Origin of the sequence: Rhodococcus sp. 24CO (genome assembly GCF_050586165.1) — a bacterium.
Classification (GTDB): Bacteria; Actinomycetota; Actinomycetes; order Mycobacteriales; family Mycobacteriaceae; genus Rhodococcus_F.
In genome coordinates, this window is record NZ_JAZFNF010000004.1 from 1 (window position 1) to 15,864 (window position 15,864).

Genomic DNA, 15,864 nt, shown 5'->3' on the forward strand with positions numbered 1-15,864 from the left:
TCCGACGAGACCCCATCCGGTGAGGACGATGATCTCAACGTCTTGCGGATTTCGCCGACGCTCAACGGTCGGGTTGCTATCAAGGGCGATTTCGACGCGCTCACTGGTGAAATGTTGTTGTCGGCGCTCTCGGGTCTGTCGATGCCGAAACCGGCTGCCGACGGAACCCCGGATCAGCGATCGGCAGCCAAGCGCACCGCCGACGCCTTCACCGAACTGATCCGCCGGTACCTCGACAACGCTGTCACCGGCGTCGACGGTGGTCAGCGTCCGCATGTGAATGTGCACATCACCGCGAAAGATCTTGCCGAGCATCGCGAATGCGCCACCATGCGCAGCGATACCGCGTCCGGTGACGATTCAGACTTCAGCGATCTCGAGTTCTACGGCGGTGCGTTCGATGACGACGAACCTGATGTCGAGGATCTTGACGTCGGGTACATGCCCTGGATGGGACCACTCAGCGTTAGCCTGACCCGGATGCTCGCCTGCGACTGCATGCTCTCCACCGTGTTGATGGACGGCAACGGCGCACCGCTCGATGCAACGCCACACAAACGCCTCGTCACAGCAGAACAGCGCACCGCGTTGATCGCCCGGGACAAAGGCTGCGCCTTCCCCAACTGCGATGCGGTACCCGCCTGGTGCGACGCCCACCACATAAAGCCGTGGTCAACCGGCGGTTTGACGGTGATGGACAACCTCGCCCTCCTCTGCCGAAACCACCACCGATTGATCCACAGCACCAGCGGGTTCCGCGGCATCTGGGAAATCAAAATGGGCGATGATCACAAACCGTGGTTCATCCCACCGTCGGCGATCGACCCGAAACAACGACCCCGCCGCTCCACCACCCGCCAAGGCCCAGTCCACCGAGACTAAAACCGGCTGCGCCGGAACTACATACCGCGCCTAGGCTTCGCATCACCAGCAAAGACGATGCGAAGCCAACACGCATGCGCAGGTACAAGTATCAGTTCTTGGGCTACTTGATCAGGCGAACTGCTGACGATTCATTTCCCGCGTGGCAGTGTGGACAGTGGCAGTGTGGACAGTGGCAGTGTGGACAGAAGGGGACCTGTCCGCGGATAGTGAGGAAAGCATAGTGACCGACTCGGATCGCCCACACGGCGATGTTTACGTAGAGCGTGATGGTGGCGTCACCACCATCGTCATGAATCGTCCCGACCGAAAGAATGCCGTCGACGGGCCGATGGCCGCGCAATTGCGTGATGCATTTCTGGACTTCGAGGCCGATGATTCTGCGCAAGTCGCACTACTCTGGGGAGCCGGTGGAACATTCTGTGCCGGAGCAGATCTGACGGCCGGGAATGATCCGTCTCGCTTACATGAACTCGACCCGGAAGGCGGCGGTACGGGGCCGATGGGTCCGAGTCGACTTGCGCTGTCGAAACCGCTGATCGCTGCAGTCAGTGGATATGCGGTGGCAGGCGGCCTGGAATTGTCCTTGCTGGCCGATCTGCGAGTCTGTGAGGAAAACTCGGTCTTCGGTGTTTTCTGTCGGCGCTGGGGAGTGCCGTTGATCGACGGCGGAACCGTGCGGTTGCCACGTATCGTGGGACAGGGCCGCGCACTCGACATGATTCTGACGGGGCGGCCCGTCAACGCCCAGGAAGCACTCTCGTTCGGTCTCGTGAATCGTGTTGTTCCGGTTGGGGAGTCCTTGGCGGCAGCGAAGGAGTTAGCGCGGCAGCTCACTGCGTTTCCTCAGCTGTGCATGCTGGCGGACCGGGTGTCGGCATACCGATCCTTCGACCTTCCGCTCGCGGAGGCGCTGCGAGCGGAAGGTGCTGCCGGTAGTCCGATTGTCGCTGCCGAAGGTGCGCGCGGGGCCGCGGCATTTGCTGCCGGAGCTGGACGACACGGACGGTTCGGCAACAACACTCAGCAAAACGACACTCAGCAAAACGACACTCAGCAAAACGGCACCAAGGAGTAAGCGCTTGCGCGATTCTCAGCTCAGGCGTTCGAACACGGCAGCCAAGCCCTGACCGCCGCCGATGCACATGGTTTCGAGGCCGTAGCGGGCTTCGCGTCGATCCATCTCGCGCAGCAGGGTGGCGAGGATTCGTCCACCGGTTGCGCCTACAGGGTGACCGAGTGAGATGCCGGAGCCGTTGGGGTTGATTCGGGGGTCGTCGGCTTCGAGTTTCCAGGTGCGCAGAACTGCAAGTGCCTGTGCGGCAAAGGCTTCGTTGAGTTCGATGACGTCCATGTCCGCCAGTGTGAGGCCGAGGCGGCCAAGTGCTTTCTCCGACGCCGGAACGGGGCCGATGCCCATGGTGCGGGGCGGAACACCCGCAACGCTCCAACTGGCAAGGCGGGCAAGGGGACGCAGTCCGAGAGCACGGGCTTTGTCTGCGGTGGTGACGATCGCCAGTGCTGCGCCGTCGTTCTGACCGCTGGCATTACCTGCGGTCACGGTGGAGTCGGGGTCGATTTTGCCGCGCATGGGGCGAAGGCGGGCAAGGGATTCCATCGAGGTGTCGGCGCGCGGATGCTCGTCGGTGTCGACGAGGAGTGCATCACCCTTGCGCTGGGGAACGGAGACCGGGACGATTTCCTGGGCAAAGACGCCATTCTTCTGTGCGGCGACGGCGCGCTGATGGGACTGCACCGCTGCATCCTGATCCTCGCGGCTGATGGAGAACTCTGCTCGAAGATTCTCAGCTGTTTCGATCATTCCGCCGGGAACCGGGAAGTCGCGGCCGCCGGCAGTGACGCGGGCGCGGGCCAGACGATCACTGAGTGCGATGGCTTCGCCCTTGACGCCCCAACGCATTCCGGTGGCGTAGAACTCGGCCGCACTCATGGATTCGGCGCCGCCGGCGAGAACCAGATCGCTACCGCCGGTCTGAACCTGCATGACTGCCGCGATGATCGCCTGCAATCCGGATCCGCAGCGGCGATCCACCTGCATGCCAGGGACATCGATGCCGAGTCCGGCATTGAGCGCAGCGATGCGTCCGATGGCCGGAGCCTCACCGTTCGGGGATGCCTGCCCCAAGATCACGTCGTCGACATCGGAACCGGAAATGCCGGTGCGCGAGACGAGTTCGGTGATCAGGGTGGAAGCGAGGTCCTCCGGTGCGATGTCGCGGAAGACACCACCGAAGCGGCCTACCGGTGTGCGGAGCGGTTCACAGATGACAACGTCAGGCATGAGTTCTTCCTTGGGGTGTGCTCGATCAGCGCGTAGCAGCCGAGTGATTGTTCGAGGATTGAGTACGGCCGAGATCGGCGGAAATCGCGTCGGCGGTGGCTATGGCGGCCGGAACCAGTTCAGCGAGAACCGCTTCGGTGCTGTAGCGGGCAGCTTGAGTGGAAATGTTCACCGCGGCAACCACGGCACCGTTGGCATCGCGGATCGGTGCTGCGAGTGATCGCAACCCCTCTTCCAGTTCCTGATCGACCACGGAATAGCCGTCGGCGCGAATCTTGTCGAGTTCGGCCCGCAGTTCTTCGGGAGTGGAGATGGTCTTGCCCGTGAGACGTGTGAACGAGACTCGGGACAGGTACTGCTCGAGGGCGTCGTCGGGCAGACCGGCGAGCAGTACCCGGCCCATGGACGTGGCGTACGCCGGAAATCGAGTGCCGATGGTTATGGAGACCGTCATGATGCGGCTGACCGGTACGCGGGCCACGTACACGACGTCGTCACCGTCGAGGATGGAGACCGAGGTGGATTCCCGGACCTTGGCGGACAGCGCCTCCAGATGAGGTCCGGCAAGGTCGGGTAGAGACAGGCTGGACAGGTAGCTGTACCCGAGTTCGAGAACGCGTGGAGTCAGCCAGAACACCGAACCATCCGTACGTACGTATTGGAGCTCGACCAGGGTAAGGAGGAACCGACGCGCTGTGGCACGCGTGAGATCGGTGGTCCGGGCGACTTCACTGAGCGTGCGCCGGGGATGCTCGCCGTCAAATGCCTTGATGACGGACAGTCCGCGGGCCAGCGACTGCACGTAGTCGGGTGACGGCCCCGGCGACTGGTCGCTGTTGGTTTCGCTCATGGTGTCGTGTTCTCCTCGGGCTTCGGCGTGAGGTCCGCGAGTGCCTGCTTGCCCAGCGCAAAAGCCTGATTGCTGTTCGGCACACCCGCATAGACCGCGGTATGGAGAAATACTTCCACGAGTTGATCCGGATCCATTCCGCTGCGCAGTGCGGCGCGGATATGCATGTCTAGTTCGTGCTCGTTGCCGACTGCGGTGAGTATCGCGAGAGTCAGCAGCCTGCGGGTGTGGTGATCGAGTCCGGGACGCGACCAGATGTCGCCCCAGGCGGTGCGAGTGATGAAATCCTGGAACGGCGCCGTGAACTCGGTGGCCCCGGCAATTGACCGATCGACGTGCGCGTCACCGAGCACCTGGCGCCGGACAGTCATCCCCGCCGCCACCGCGGCGCTGCGCTGAGCGTTAGCCGGTGTATGCGAAGAAATATGCGCTGCAAGGAGTTTGGTGACGCGTCCGGCTTGCTCGACATTGGCGAGGTGCGCTCCGGGATCGACGACGTGCATCACGGAATCGGCAATTCCGTCGGCAATCGCCGCCAGGGTGGCCGGGGGAGTCGACGGGTCCTGCTCACCCGCGACGAGGAGGGTCGGAGCCACGATTCGGGCGAGGTCGGCGCGGCCGTCCCAGACGGAGAGTGCTTCGCAGCAGGCAGCGTATCCCTCGTCGGGTGTTGCTTCGACCATCGCCACATGCTGCGCGACAAGGTCCGGATCGCTTTCGGCAAGTCCCGGGGTGAACCAGCGTCCGACAACAGCTGCGGCGATGGACGCGATGCCATCGGTGCGTACGGTCTGCGCTCGATCGATCCACGGCTGGGCCGGGGCAAACTGCGAGGACGTGCACAGCAACGTCAGGGTGTCGACGCGAGTGGGATGGTGCGCGGCGATCCACTGGCTGACGGCACCGCCCAGTGAGAGTCCGACCAGATGAACCGACTCGAGTTCGAGCGAATCGATCAGCGTGATGACGTCTCCGGCGAGGTCCGCGACGGTGTACGGGCCGGCGGGTACCGGGGACTTACCGTGACCACGATGATCGACGGCGATGACGCGAAAGCGGTTCGACAGCGCATGAATCTGCGGTGCCCACATGGAGAGATCCGATCCGAGCGAGCCGAGGAGCACGACCGCGGGAGCATCGAGATTGCCGGTCTGGTGAAAGTTGAGCGCGACGCTCATCGTGGTCCTCCTGTGGGGCGTTCGGCGAGGGCGCGGTCGACCAGGTCGGTGGCGTGGCCCAGATACTGTGCGGGATCGAGAAGTTCGGTGAGTTCAGTCGCAGCCAGATGCTCTGTGATTGCCGGGTCGTGGTCCAAGCGTGTGCCGGAAGCGGCTGCGGCAGTGACGATGTCACGAGCACGATCGGTATGCGCAGATAGTGCCTTCGTGACCCGTTCGGCAAGAATCAAACCGCCGGTGATATCGAGGTTGCGCGCCATCGAATCGGTATGTACCTGCAAGCCGGCAAGACTGACGGACAATTGGTGCGCCGCTCCGCCGGCCAGACGCAGGAGATCTGTGACGGTTTCCCACTCCGCATGCCACGGCCCGGCCGCCCGCGCGAACTCGTGATCCATGTTGGACAGAGCCGTGGCGACGAGTGCGGGAACACGCCGCGCCGCCGCACGGGCGGTGACGGCGGCAACCGGATTCTGCTTGTGCGGCATGGCGGATGAGCCACCTGGAGTTTTCTCGGCAACTTCCGAAAGCTCCGTCGATGCCATGACGGTGATGTCTGTAGCCGGTTTGGATACCGCGCCGGCGACGATACCGAGGGTGGTTGCCAATTCGGCGATGGTCACGCGATCGGTATGCCACGGAACAACCTGCCGAGCCAAGCCGAGTTCGTCGGCAAGAGCGTCGGCGAGCGCGAGACCGTTCGGATACGACGCGGCGAGTGTGCCTGCGGCACCGCCGAATTGAACGGGCAACGTCGACAGTACGATCTCGAGCCGGATAGCAGCGGCGTCGAGTGCAGTGAACCAGCTTGTTGCCAGTAGTCCGAAGGTGGTTGGAAGGGCTTGTTGCCCCAGGGTTCTCGCCACCATCGGCGTCGAGCGATGGAGGCGGGCGAGATGAGCTGCAGAGTCGGCAGCCCTGGTCAGATCTGCGAGTACAACAGACCCGGCGCGGCGCGTCAGCAGCATGAGCGCGCAATCCATGATGTCCTGGCTGGTGGCGCCCGGGTGAACAACGCTGCCGGTTACCCCGTCCTGAGCAACGCGTTCACGCAGGATCTTCACGAGCGGGATCACGGGATTGCCGCCTGCGGCGGATGCGCGGCCCAGTGCGACGATGTCGAGCCCACCCGGCTTGGACAACTCTGCGGCTGCGGCCGCGACAGCGGCGCACTGGTTGCCGTCGGCCAGGCCGATCGTGGCCGCCGCACAGCTCAGTGCGGCTTCCACGTCGAGCAACGCGGTCACCCATGCCTGGTCTGACAGATGCTCGGATACCAAGGTGGCTCCGAACACCGGATCGAACAGTGCGCCGCGAGTGGACATGTGTACTCCTCTTTACAGCTCGAAGAAGGGCGTCTCGACGCCGTCGGCGTCGTCGTCCTGAACATAGACCGTCCAGGAGTACCCACCGTCGACCTTGGTTGCAATCAACTTCGCGCGTTCGGTTTCGGTCAGCGAACTCAGCACCGGATCGGTGGTGTGCGCGTCGGTGTCCTCCGGGAAGTACAACCGGGTGACCAGGCGATCGAGCATGCCGCGGGCGAAGATCGAGACGTTGACGTGGGGAGCTTCGTCAACCTCGGTTTCGGTGGGCAGCGCGCCGGGCTTGACGGTGTGGACCAGGGCAGTTCCGGTGGAATCGGCTGCGCTGCGGGCGAACCCACGGAATCCGGACGGTGTGAGCTCGACTGCCCCGCGGGGATCGTCGGGATGATCGAAGCGCCCGAGCGTATCGGCCTGCCACGTCTCGATCATCGCGTCGGCCACCGGTGTGCGGTTGCCGTCGATCACCGTGATGGTGAGCGTGATTCGGCCAGGAGCGTCGGAAGGCGCCGCGTCGGGTCCGTCCGCCCAGGGGAGACCGATATGCCAGTAGGGGCCGACGGTCTGCGAGGGCGTGACTCCGAAGGGGGCAGTGGTGAAATCGCCGGGGACGACGGGGTAAATGGGTGCAGGCTTCTCAATCGCCGCGGCCTTGTCAGTCATCGTGGTCTTCCTCGTTCTCGAATACGGATGCGTTGCGGCCGCGCAGGACGATGTCGAAGCGGAACCCGAGAGCCCAGTTGGGAACTGTGGCGTTGTAGTCGAAGACGCTGACCATGCGATGACGCGCCTCTTCAGGTACGGCGTTGTAGATCGGGTCCTGGAAGAACATCGGGTCGTCGGGGAAGTACATCTGCGTCACCAGGCGCTGCGTGAATGCCGTACCGAACAGCGAGAAGTGGATGTGGGCCGGACGCCACGCGTTGTCGTGGTTCATCCATGGGTAGGCGCCGGGCTTGATGGTGGTGAACGAGTAGTGCCCGTCGGCGTCCGTCACACAACGGCCGAGACCGTTGAAAAACGGGTCGAGCGGGGCCGGCCAGTTGTCACCCGTGTGGCGGTAGCGTCCGCCGGCGTTGGCCTGCCACACCTCCAGAAGGGTATGGGGGACCGGCTTGCCGTCACCGTCGAGGACACGGCCGTGAACCACGATGCGCTGTCCTTGTGCTTCTCCGCCGTTGGCGATGGTCAGATCGTTTTCACCTGCGCCGACGCGGTCCTCACCGAAAACCGGCCCGGTCAATTCCGTGAGGCGCTGCGGGAGCAGCTTCAGCGGTTGCTTGGGGTGGCGGAGGGAGGTGGTCTTGTAGTCCGCGAAATCAGCCGGGGCGTTGACGCCGGTCGGCCGCTGGTACCTCGGCGGTAAATGCAGCATGGGGAACCTCGTCGTTCGATTACGTGTTCGCAATGTGTACAGGTGATGCGCTCTGCGAACAGACTAGTTCGTTGTTGTGACCCAGGCAATGCCGGGGGCGAAAAATGTTCGTAATACGCACAGGGGTTCACAATACGTACGACGCGCGCTACTGTGATCGACATGATGGACAAAGTCATTCCCACTGCAGCCGAGGCCGTCGCGGACGTGCCGGACGGCGTCACGATCGCTGTCGGAGGATTCGGACTCGTCGGAGTGCCCGAGATCCTCATCAACGCCTTGCTCGAGCAGGGCGCAACGTCTCTGGAAACCGTGAGTAACAACTGCGGCACTGATGGTTTCGGCCTCGGTGTGCTCCTCGAAAAGGGGCGGATTCGCCGGACCGTCAGCTCGTACGTCGGCTCCAACAAGGAATTCGCTCGCCAGTACCTCGCCGGTGAACTGGAAGTGGAGCTCACCCCGCAAGGGACCCTCGCCGAGCGCATGCGTGCTGGTGGCGCAGGCATCCCCGCATTCTTCACTCCTGCCGGTGTCGGCACCCAGGTCGCCGACGGTGGCTTGCCGCTCCGTTACGACGGCAGCGGCGGCATCGCAGTTGCCAGCCCGCCCAAGGAAACTCGCGAATTCGACGGCGTCACCTACGTGATGGAACGAGGCATCGTCGCCGACTACGCCCTGGTTCACGCCTGGAAAGGCGACCGGCACGGCAACCTCGTCTACCGCGCAAGCACTCAGAACTTTAACCCGGCCGCGGCAACATCCGGTCGGATCACCATCGCTCAGGTGGAACACCTCGTGGAACCCGGTGAACTCGACCCCGCCGAAATTCACACACCCGGCATCCACGTTCAGCGAGTTGTCCACGTCGGCCCCGTGACGGTCGGCATCGAGAATCGGACGGTACGAGCATGACACTGACAAACGAGGCGGGCCAAGCTCCCACCAAACTCACCCGTGAAGAGATGGCAGCGCGGGTCGCTCGCGAACTCGAAGACGGCCAGTACGTGAATCTCGGCATCGGCATGCCGACGCTGGTTCCGAACTACCTGCCCACCGACATCACCGTCGTATTGCATTCGGAGAACGGCGTTTTGGGTGTCGGTCCGTACCCGACCGAGGATGAACTCGATCCCGAACTGATCAATGCCGGCAAGGAAACCATTACGGTGCTGCCCGGCGCGTCGTTCTTCGACTCGTCTGCGTCGTTCGGCATGATTCGCGGTGGCCAGGTGGACGTTGCCGTCCTCGGGGCCATGCAGGTCAGCGCCACCGGTGACCTCGCGAACTGGATGATTCCCGGCCACATGGTCAAGGGAATGGGCGGTGCGATGGACCTGGTCCACGGCGCCAAGCGCGTCATCGTGATGATGGAGCACGTGTCCAAGAAGGGTGAGCACAAGATTGTCGAAGAATGCTCCCTCCCGCTCACAGGCAAGGGCTGTGTGCAGCGGATCATCACCGACATGGCGGTCATCGACGTGACCGCTGACGGTTTGCGTCTGGTCGAAACGGCACCGGGTGTGAGCGTCGACGAGGTTGTTGCCGCCACCGGAGCAAAACTGCTCGTCTGAGGGTTCAGCGGACTCCGCGAGTACGGAACTGCACGCTGATCCGTGGGCCGAGTGCGCGGGCGCTCTTGGGGACGGCGTGCTCCCACGTCCGTTGGCACGAACCACCCATGACCAGCAGATCGCCGTGTCCGAGGTTGAAGCGGATGGACTCACCACCGCCGCGGGGACGAAGAAGTAGCGGGCGGGCAGCACCGAGCGACAGGATGGCTACCATCGTGTCCTCGGTGCGGCTTCGCCCGGTGTCGTCTCCGTGCCATGCGACGCTGTCGCTCCCGTCGCGGTAGAAGCACAGGCCGGACGTGGTGAACGGTTCTCCGAGTTCGTTGCGGTAGTGGCTGCTCAGAGCGTCTTTCGCCTCGGTGAGCAGGGGATCAGGCAGTGGCTCGTTCTCGTTGTAGAAACACACCAGCCGCGGAACGTCGACCACGCGGTCATACATCTGTCGCCGTTCGGCCCGCCAGGGCACCGATCGTTCGAGGGTGTCGAACACGGCTTCGGATCCGGTGAGCCAGGCCGGCCTGTGGTCGACCCACGCGCCTGCGGTGAGTTTCCGTCGTTGCAGGGTGTTGTCGAGGTCGGCCAGGGAAACACCCAGGTCGACATTGTCGAACAGTGACGGTTGCATGGCGCTGGACATGGGGATTAGACTACACCCAAAGTTAGAACATATGTTCGAATTCTTGAAGGATGTGTGGCCATCAACTTAGGCGGCCCACCTCCCGGCGAGTGACAGCCGGGCGGCAGGCCTGTTGCGGCTGACCCCTCGCTCCGAAATCTCCGCCGCAATCGGTCAATACCCAGGAAGGTCGATCGCGAAACACGCCTAAGTCGCTTCGCGCCCCGCCGCTGCGGCAGATTGCGCCTGCCACCGCTCTTCGACGCGTCCCAGCTTCCATGCGGCAATCGCAACAAGCCAGGTGATCGCAAACAATCCCACGATGATGAAGCCCATGGCGCCCCAGTCCAGGTTTCCGATCGTGCCCAGGATTCCGGTGTGAATATCGAGTTTTTCCGTGAAGATCGAGATGATCTCCTGCACTCCGATGATGAGAGCGACGGCAACGGACAAGCCGGTAATCACCATGTTGTAGTAGATTTTTCGGACCGGCTGTGCAAACGCCCAACCGTAGGCGAAATTCATGAACGAACCGTCGATGGAGTCGAAAAGGCACATCCCGGCGCAGAACAAAATCGGCAGAACGAGAATCGAATACCACGGCAATCCCGTCACGGCTGCACCTCCGGCGATGACGAGCAAGCCCACCTCGGTGACGGTATCGAACCCCAGGCCGAACAGTAGTCCGACTGGATACATGTGCCATGGCTTGCGGACCGTTTTCATGACCGGCCCCAGAATCTTGTTCAATGCCCCGCGGCTGTCGAGTTCCCTCTCGAGTTGTTCCTCGTCGAACGTTCCCGCCTTGTATTTTGTATAGACCCGGTGGATTCCGATGAGGGACACAAGATTCAGGAGACCGATCAGGATCAGGAATGTGCCCGAGACAGTGGTTCCGAACAGTCCGGCCCATTTTCCCAGGTCGGAGTTCTCGTCGGACAGACTCGATGCCAGCCGTCGTACACCCAGAGCGAGCAGTGCGACCATGACAAATACGATGGTCGAATGGCCGAGTGAGAACCAAAACCCCACGGACATAGGCTTTTTGCCATCGGCAACAAGTTTGCGTGTTGTGTTGTCGATGGCGGCGATGTGGTCGGCGTCGAAGGCATGTCGCATTCCGAGCGTGTAGGCGGTGACGCCGAGTCCGACGCCGAAGACACTGCCCTCGACGGTGTAGTGCCCGGGAACGACCAGGCCGAGCAGCACTGCCCAACCGACCACGTTGAGCGTGACGACCGTGACGGTCATTCCGATGATGCTGCGTCGCTGGGAACGGTCCAGGCTCGCCCACGCTGCGATGAGTTTGTTTCCGGTCGGCTGTGTATCCGTCGTCATCGAACGTCACCGATTTCGTGTGGAGGGTCGGCGGGCCTGTTATGGAAAAATTGTCACAGATCAATCGTATGAGTGTTCAACTGTTCAGATAAGGGCGTTTTTGTTACAAATTGCCCATCAGGGAGTAAAGGCGCTTTGCTGCCGGATGGGAAAGTCAGGCGAAGATCGTGTTCATCAACGCGACGTACATCGCGGTCCCGACGACGATGCTCAGTACTGCGTTCTTTCGCCACAGGTGGATTGCGGCGGTGGCAGAGACGGCGATCAGTTCAGGTATGCCGTGCGACGGCCCGGTGACGGAAACACTCTTCAGTGAGTACATCACCAGGATCAACATGACTCCCGCCGGCATGTAGATACCGAGATACGCGACGAGGGCCGATGAGCGCAGTGGCTTCAGAACGGCAAAGGGTATGGCGCGCAACGCAAAGGTGACGACGGCCATGATGGCGACGGCGCTGAAGATGTACGTGGTGTCAGGCATCTACTGCTGCTTTTCGGGACGTGGCGAAGTATCGGACGATCAGGAACGTGACAAACGCGCCCATGGCGATCGGCAAGACATGTTCGGGTGCGATGAGGCGGGCCAGCAGTGCGCAGGTGACGGCTGCCGCCGGCACGGCATAGCCGCTCTGTGCCCGCATCGCTTCGATCGACAGGACGACGAACAGCGCTGTGAGCGCAAAGTCCATTCCGACGATCGAATCGGGAATCCATTGTCCTGCAGTAGCTCCGAGAATTGCGCCGCCAACCCAGTAGCCGTGCAGGAACAATTGCGAGAAGACGATGACCCGGCCGGAGAGGGCTTTGGGATCGGTTGTGACCGACATGGCGTACGCCTCGTCAGTGAGAGCGAACATGCTGTAGAAGCGTGCAAACGGATTCTGTACCTTGTTCAGCGGGAAGCTCAACGCGTAGAAGACATGTCGAAAGTTGACCAGCAACGCGGTGAGTGCGACGTAGGGCAGCGGAGTCATCGCGGCGACCATGCCGACGGCAATGAACTCGAGCGATCCGGCGTAGATCAACGAGGTGAAAACCAGTGCCCACCAAGGGTTCAGGCCTTGTTGCACAACAAGTACCCCGAGGGCGATGCCGAGCGGTAAGAGTCCGATGCCGACCGGGAGGGACAATGCAAAGGCGCGTCGCCACGCAGGGCTCTGGCGCCCGGCATCGACGGCAGTTGCATCCGCTGATGTTGAAGATTCGATCACCACAGAAATGTAGTACAAAGTGCGCGGTTGGCGATTGCCCAGAATGCGCAGAATTCAGACTTTGCGCAATAATATCCGCATGGATGCCTTGGATGACGCAATTTTATTCCACCTCCGTCAGGACTCCAGTCTGACCAACACCGAATTGGCGGATCTGGTGGGGTTGACGCCGTCGCCGTGCCTGCGCCGGGTCAAGAAACTCGAGGCCGACGGAGTCATCACCGGATACCGGGCAATCGTCAGCCCCGAAGCACTCGACCGCGGATTTCAGGTGATCGTGACCGCCGAGATCGGCGTCAACGATCAGGCGACCATCGAGGACTTCGAATCACGCGTCGCGGCTTTCGACGAAGTGATCGAATGTAGGCGGCTCTTCGGGATCCCCGATTACTTCATTCGCGTCGCGGTCAAGGATCTCGCGACATACGAACAATTCATGGCCACGAAACTCAGTGGGCTCCCCGCCGTGTCACGGGTGACCTCGCTCATCACGATGAAAACCATCAAGAGTGTGGACTGAGGTTTTTGTCGGTAGGTGGCGTTAACGTCGGTACATGGGATATGAATTTCAAGTCACCGTGGACTCCGCGCAACCGCATGAACAGGCAAAATGGTGGGCCGCCGCACTGGGCTGGGCTGTCGAGCCGAGCGACGAGGATTTCATCAGAGGTCTCGTCGCAGCTGGTCATGCGCAAGAATCCGACACCACTACTTTTGAAGGCGTGCTCGTCTGGAGGGAAGGTGCAGCCATCAGCGACCCGGAACATCCGGAGCGTCCGCGAGTTCTGTTTCAGCTGGTGCCCGAGAAGAAAGCGGTGAAAAACCGGCTTCACCTGGACATCAGAGTGGGTGACAACCGTGAGGACGTGGCTGCTCATCTCGAGACGGTCGGCGCGACGGTACTGCACCGAGGGCAGCAAGGCCCGAGCGTGTGGATCACGATGTCCGATCCGGAGGGCAACGAATTCTGTGTCAGTTAGCGGTACGAGCTGGGAGTATCTCCGGTCCAGCGTTTGAACGCCCGGCGGAACGCGCTGGGCTCGGAGAACCCGAGGCGAGCTGACAGGACGTCTACCGATTCGCCCCGGCCAAGACCGGCGATCGCGACGTCGCGGAGCACCTCTTCGCGTAGCTGATTCAGTGACGTGCCCTCGCGGCGAAGCAACCTTCGCAAGTGCGGCACGCTGATCGAGAGCATTTCGGCAATCTCTTCCGCTGTCGAGGTGCGCCCCTTCACCCCCAACTCCACAACTCGGCGTACCTGTGCTGATGCGGTGCTGTCGTAATCGCGCTCGGACATCAGCTGGATAGGCGATGTGCGCAGGTACTCCTCGAGGGTTTCCTCGGTCTGGATGATCGGCGCTCGCATCGCAGAATTGTCGAAATCCAAAGCGGCGCAGGGTGCATTGAATGTAACTGGGACGCCGAAGATGTAGTCGTAGTCCTGGGCCAGCCGCGCATCCGGTGGTGAGTACGGCAACTCGACGGCCCGCAGCTTGACCCGCTTGCCGATCAACCACGCGGCAAATCGGTGCAGCAGTATCAATACGAAGTCAGTCATGACGCGCGCTGCAATATCGGGTTCGGAGATTCCGACCCGCGGCTGAATGGGAAAACTTACACGGGTGTTGTCTTCGCCCACCTCTATCGACAACGGGGTCAAACTCGGTAGCGCACGGATCACATCGGCCATCCGCGCGAAGGCGCTGCCGAGGTCGGGGCAGTGAATCAACGTCAAGCAGATCAGTCGAAAGGTGCCGCGGGGGACCGGGGCGTGGCCGAGACCGAATAATTCGTCGTTCGTGATCTGCCAGGTGGTTTGGATAAACGTAGTGACTTGAGTGGGGGTGAGCCGGGCACGTGGGTCCGCCAGCGTGGTGAGATCGATTCCTGCTGTCCGCAGAGCGCTCGACAAGTCCACATTGTTGTCCGGCGAGAAAATGAGGTAGCGCTGAACAAATGCAGTGGGGATGGTGCGAGCATTCATGGGTGAGGTGCTCCCTGGAGCAGATGGAGGCGCCTCGCTGCTTCGGCAAGTACGTGGTCCTGTTTGCAGAATGCAAACCGCACCAAGTGCTTCCAATTGTCACGGTTGTCGGCGAATACGTCGACGGGGACGGCTGCAACGCCGATCCGTTCCGGCAACGCGCGGCAGAAATCTCCGGCGTCGGATTCGCCCAGTGGCCGAATGTCCGCGAGCAGAAAATAAGTGCCGCCGCCCGAATTCACGTGCATGCCGGCGTCGGTCAACGCGTCGGCAAGCACATCTCGCTTGGATTGCAGGCTCGATCGCAGATCTGCAACCCACGGTTGTTCGTTGATCAATGCGTAGGCGACAGCCGGTTGAAACGGCGCGCCGGCCACAAAGGACATGAACTGTTTGGCCGCTCGCACGCCGTCGACGAGCTCGCGCGGGCCGATCGCCCACCCGGTTTTCCAGCCGGTGACATTGAAAGTCTTTGCGGCGCTGGATACCGTGACGGTGCGCTCGCGCATTCCGGGCAGCGACGCCATCGGTGTATGAGTGAGGCCGTCGAATACCAAGTGCTCGTACACCTCGTCGCTCAGCACGATCAGGTCGCGCTCACACGCGATTTCTGCGAGTGCGCGCAGTTCGGCATCGGTGAAGACAGTTCCGGTGGGGTTGTGCGGACTGTTGACCACCAACATTTTTGTCTTGGGGGTGATCGCTGCCTTGACTGCATCGAGGTCGACAACAAATTTGTCGCCGGACGCGACCAGCGGGACGGTACGACGGATCGCGCCGGCCAGAGCGACGGAAGCCGCGTACGAGTCGTAGTACGGCTCGATGAGTACAACTTCTTCGCCAGGTTCGACCAAACCCAGAATTGCAGCGCTGATCGCTTCGGTGGCGCCGACGGTCACCAGCACTTCGGAATCAGGATCGAACTCCAAGCCGTACCGCGCCATCCGGTCCGCGGCAACGGCTTGGCGTAGAACAGGCATACCCGGGCCGGGCGGATATTGGTTGACTCCGTCGGCAATGGCTTGGCGTGCGACGTCGAGCATCGCGGCGGGTCCGTCGGTGTCGGGAAATCCTTGGCCGAGATTGACGGCGTTGTGAAGAGTTGCCAGTGCCGTCATCTCGGCGAAGATCGTGGACGCAAATGGCTGCAGGCGCGAAACGGTGCGATTGCGGGGCGTCGAAGGCATCCTTGCAGCTTAGTCGGCGGCGGGTGCATGTTCACATTG

The 15,864-nt window shown here is 62.0% G+C and carries 18 protein-coding genes; 6 read left to right on the forward strand and 12 right to left on the reverse strand.

Going from position 1 to position 15,864, the window contains the following annotated elements:
- Together V2B23_RS10055 and V2B23_RS10060 are read left to right on the forward strand one after the other, a co-directional pair.
- The coding region (locus V2B23_RS10055) for a DUF222 domain-containing protein (RefSeq protein WP_430950226.1) at nt 1–882 on the forward strand (882 nt) is incomplete at its 5' end.
- Nucleotides 883–1,105: 223 nt separating this feature from the next.
- Nucleotides 1,106–1,960, forward strand: coding sequence for a crotonase/enoyl-CoA hydratase family protein (locus V2B23_RS10060; protein WP_430950227.1), 855 nt, complete (start codon nt 1,106–1,108; stop codon nt 1,958–1,960).
- Nucleotides 1,961–1,975: 15 nt separating this feature from the next.
- Here the strand turns inward: V2B23_RS10060 and V2B23_RS10065 are convergent, their stop codons facing one another.
- From V2B23_RS10065 to pcaH, 6 genes are read right to left on the reverse strand one after another with little or no spacing between them, the layout of a single operon-like run.
- Complete coding sequence (locus tag V2B23_RS10065; RefSeq protein ID WP_430950228.1) at nt 1,976–3,184, reverse strand: acetyl-CoA C-acetyltransferase; 1,209 nt, start codon at nt 3,182–3,184, stop codon at nt 1,976–1,978.
- 25 nt (nt 3,185–3,209) lie between these two features.
- A complete protein-coding gene (locus tag V2B23_RS10070) occupies nt 3,210–4,034 on the reverse strand; it encodes an IclR family transcriptional regulator (protein WP_430950229.1) in 825 nt (274 codons plus the stop codon).
- The gene (gene pcaD, locus V2B23_RS10075; protein WP_430950230.1) at nt 4,031–5,212 is read right to left on the reverse strand and encodes a 3-oxoadipate enol-lactonase; all 1,182 of its coding nucleotides are present in this window, start codon (nt 5,210–5,212) and stop codon (nt 4,031–4,033) included. The genes V2B23_RS10070 and pcaD overlap by 4 nt, the downstream gene beginning before the upstream one ends.
- On the reverse strand, nt 5,209–6,537 hold the full coding sequence (gene pcaB / locus V2B23_RS10080) for a 3-carboxy-cis,cis-muconate cycloisomerase (protein WP_430950231.1): 1,329 nt from the start codon (nt 6,535–6,537) through the stop codon (nt 5,209–5,211). Before pcaB ends, pcaD begins: the two co-directional genes overlap by 4 nt.
- Before the next feature lie 12 nt (nt 6,538–6,549).
- The gene (pcaG, locus tag V2B23_RS10085) at nt 6,550–7,200 is read right to left on the reverse strand and encodes a protocatechuate 3,4-dioxygenase subunit alpha (protein WP_430950232.1); all 651 of its coding nucleotides are present in this window, start codon (nt 7,198–7,200) and stop codon (nt 6,550–6,552) included.
- Entirely contained in the window at nt 7,193–7,912 is a 720-nt protein-coding gene (gene pcaH, locus V2B23_RS10090; RefSeq protein ID WP_430950233.1) for a protocatechuate 3,4-dioxygenase subunit beta, read from the reverse strand. Before pcaH ends, pcaG begins: the two co-directional genes overlap by 8 nt.
- A gap of 165 nt (nt 7,913–8,077) precedes the next feature.
- Between pcaH and V2B23_RS10095 the strand changes: the two genes are divergently transcribed.
- A complete protein-coding gene (locus tag V2B23_RS10095; RefSeq protein WP_430950678.1) occupies nt 8,078–8,824 on the forward strand; it encodes a CoA transferase subunit A in 747 nt (248 codons plus the stop codon).
- Complete coding sequence (locus V2B23_RS10100) at nt 8,821–9,483, forward strand: CoA transferase subunit B (protein ID WP_430950234.1); 663 nt, start codon at nt 8,821–8,823, stop codon at nt 9,481–9,483. The genes V2B23_RS10095 and V2B23_RS10100 overlap by 4 nt, the downstream gene beginning before the upstream one ends.
- Nucleotides 9,484–9,487: 4 nt before the next feature.
- Here V2B23_RS10100 and V2B23_RS10105 read toward each other — a convergent pair whose 3' ends face one another.
- The 4 genes from V2B23_RS10105 to V2B23_RS10120 all read right to left on the reverse strand — a co-directional run bounded on the left by V2B23_RS10105 (nt 9,488) and on the right by V2B23_RS10120 (nt 12,651).
- Nucleotides 9,488–10,120 carry an alpha-ketoglutarate-dependent dioxygenase AlkB gene (locus V2B23_RS10105; protein WP_430950235.1) on the reverse strand — a complete coding sequence of 211 codons (633 nt, stop codon included), beginning with the start codon at nt 10,118–10,120 and terminating at the stop codon, nt 9,488–9,490.
- A gap of 186 nt (nt 10,121–10,306) precedes the next feature.
- Nucleotides 10,307–11,383, reverse strand: coding sequence for a HoxN/HupN/NixA family nickel/cobalt transporter (locus tag V2B23_RS10110; RefSeq protein WP_430950679.1), 1,077 nt, complete (start codon nt 11,381–11,383; stop codon nt 10,307–10,309).
- Between the two features lie 208 nt (nt 11,384–11,591).
- Complete coding sequence (locus V2B23_RS10115) at nt 11,592–11,921, reverse strand: branched-chain amino acid transporter permease (protein WP_430950236.1); 330 nt, start codon at nt 11,919–11,921, stop codon at nt 11,592–11,594.
- Nucleotides 11,914–12,651, reverse strand: a complete 738-nt coding sequence (locus V2B23_RS10120; RefSeq protein ID WP_430950237.1) for an AzlC family ABC transporter permease — start codon at nt 12,649–12,651, stop codon at nt 11,914–11,916. The genes V2B23_RS10115 and V2B23_RS10120 overlap by 8 nt, the downstream gene beginning before the upstream one ends.
- Before the next feature lie 79 nt (nt 12,652–12,730).
- On the opposite strand from V2B23_RS10120, the gene V2B23_RS10125 reads away from it, so the two are divergent.
- Together V2B23_RS10125 and V2B23_RS10130 are read left to right on the forward strand one after the other, a co-directional pair.
- Nucleotides 12,731–13,171: an Lrp/AsnC family transcriptional regulator gene (locus tag V2B23_RS10125; protein ID WP_430950238.1), complete on the forward strand. Its 441-nt coding sequence runs from the start codon at nt 12,731–12,733 to the stop codon at nt 13,169–13,171.
- A gap of 34 nt (nt 13,172–13,205) precedes the next feature.
- Complete coding sequence (locus V2B23_RS10130) at nt 13,206–13,631, forward strand: VOC family protein (RefSeq protein WP_430950239.1); 426 nt, start codon at nt 13,206–13,208, stop codon at nt 13,629–13,631.
- Here the strand turns inward: V2B23_RS10130 and V2B23_RS10135 are convergent.
- Together V2B23_RS10135 and V2B23_RS10140 are read right to left on the reverse strand one after the other, a co-directional pair.
- On the reverse strand, nt 13,628–14,638 hold the full coding sequence (locus V2B23_RS10135; RefSeq protein WP_430950240.1) for an AraC family transcriptional regulator: 1,011 nt from the start codon (nt 14,636–14,638) through the stop codon (nt 13,628–13,630). The two genes, V2B23_RS10130 and V2B23_RS10135, sit on opposite strands and share 4 nt — an antisense overlap.
- A complete protein-coding gene (locus tag V2B23_RS10140) occupies nt 14,635–15,825 on the reverse strand; it encodes a pyridoxal phosphate-dependent aminotransferase (RefSeq protein WP_430950241.1) in 1,191 nt (396 codons plus the stop codon). The genes V2B23_RS10135 and V2B23_RS10140 overlap by 4 nt, the downstream gene beginning before the upstream one ends.
- Nucleotides 15,826–15,864: the final 39 nt, after the last annotated feature.

Excerpts from the sequence above, each read along its gene's own strand:
- V2B23_RS10065 (WP_430950228.1), bottom strand. The coding sequence starts at position 3,184 with ATGCCTGACGTTGTCATCTGTGAACCGCTCCGCACACCGGTAGGCCGC.
- V2B23_RS10070 (WP_430950229.1), bottom strand. The coding sequence starts at position 4,034 with ATGAGCGAAACCAACAGCGACCAGTCGCCGGGGCCGTCACCCGACTAC.
- pcaD (WP_430950230.1), bottom strand. The coding sequence starts at position 5,212 with ATGAGCGTCGCGCTCAACTTTCACCAGACCGGCAATCTCGATGCTCCC.
- pcaB (WP_430950231.1), bottom strand. The coding sequence starts at position 6,537 with ATGTCCACTCGCGGCGCACTGTTCGATCCGGTGTTCGGAGCCACCTTG.
- pcaG (WP_430950232.1), bottom strand. The coding sequence starts at position 7,200 with ATGACTGACAAGGCCGCGGCGATTGAGAAGCCTGCACCCATTTACCCC.
- pcaH (WP_430950233.1), bottom strand. The coding sequence starts at position 7,912 with ATGCTGCATTTACCGCCGAGGTACCAGCGGCCGACCGGCGTCAACGCC.
- V2B23_RS10095 (WP_430950678.1), top strand. The coding sequence starts at position 8,078 with ATGGACAAAGTCATTCCCACTGCAGCCGAGGCCGTCGCGGACGTGCCG.
- V2B23_RS10100 (WP_430950234.1), top strand. The coding sequence starts at position 8,821 with ATGACACTGACAAACGAGGCGGGCCAAGCTCCCACCAAACTCACCCGT.
- V2B23_RS10105 (WP_430950235.1), bottom strand. The coding sequence starts at position 10,120 with ATGTCCAGCGCCATGCAACCGTCACTGTTCGACAATGTCGACCTGGGT.
- V2B23_RS10115 (WP_430950236.1), bottom strand. The coding sequence starts at position 11,921 with ATGCCTGACACCACGTACATCTTCAGCGCCGTCGCCATCATGGCCGTC.
- V2B23_RS10125 (WP_430950238.1), top strand. The coding sequence starts at position 12,731 with ATGGATGCCTTGGATGACGCAATTTTATTCCACCTCCGTCAGGACTCC.
- V2B23_RS10130 (WP_430950239.1), top strand. The coding sequence starts at position 13,206 with ATGGGATATGAATTTCAAGTCACCGTGGACTCCGCGCAACCGCATGAA.
- V2B23_RS10135 (WP_430950240.1), bottom strand. The coding sequence starts at position 14,638 with ATGAATGCTCGCACCATCCCCACTGCATTTGTTCAGCGCTACCTCATT.
- V2B23_RS10140 (WP_430950241.1), bottom strand. The coding sequence starts at position 15,825 with ATGCCTTCGACGCCCCGCAATCGCACCGTTTCGCGCCTGCAGCCATTT.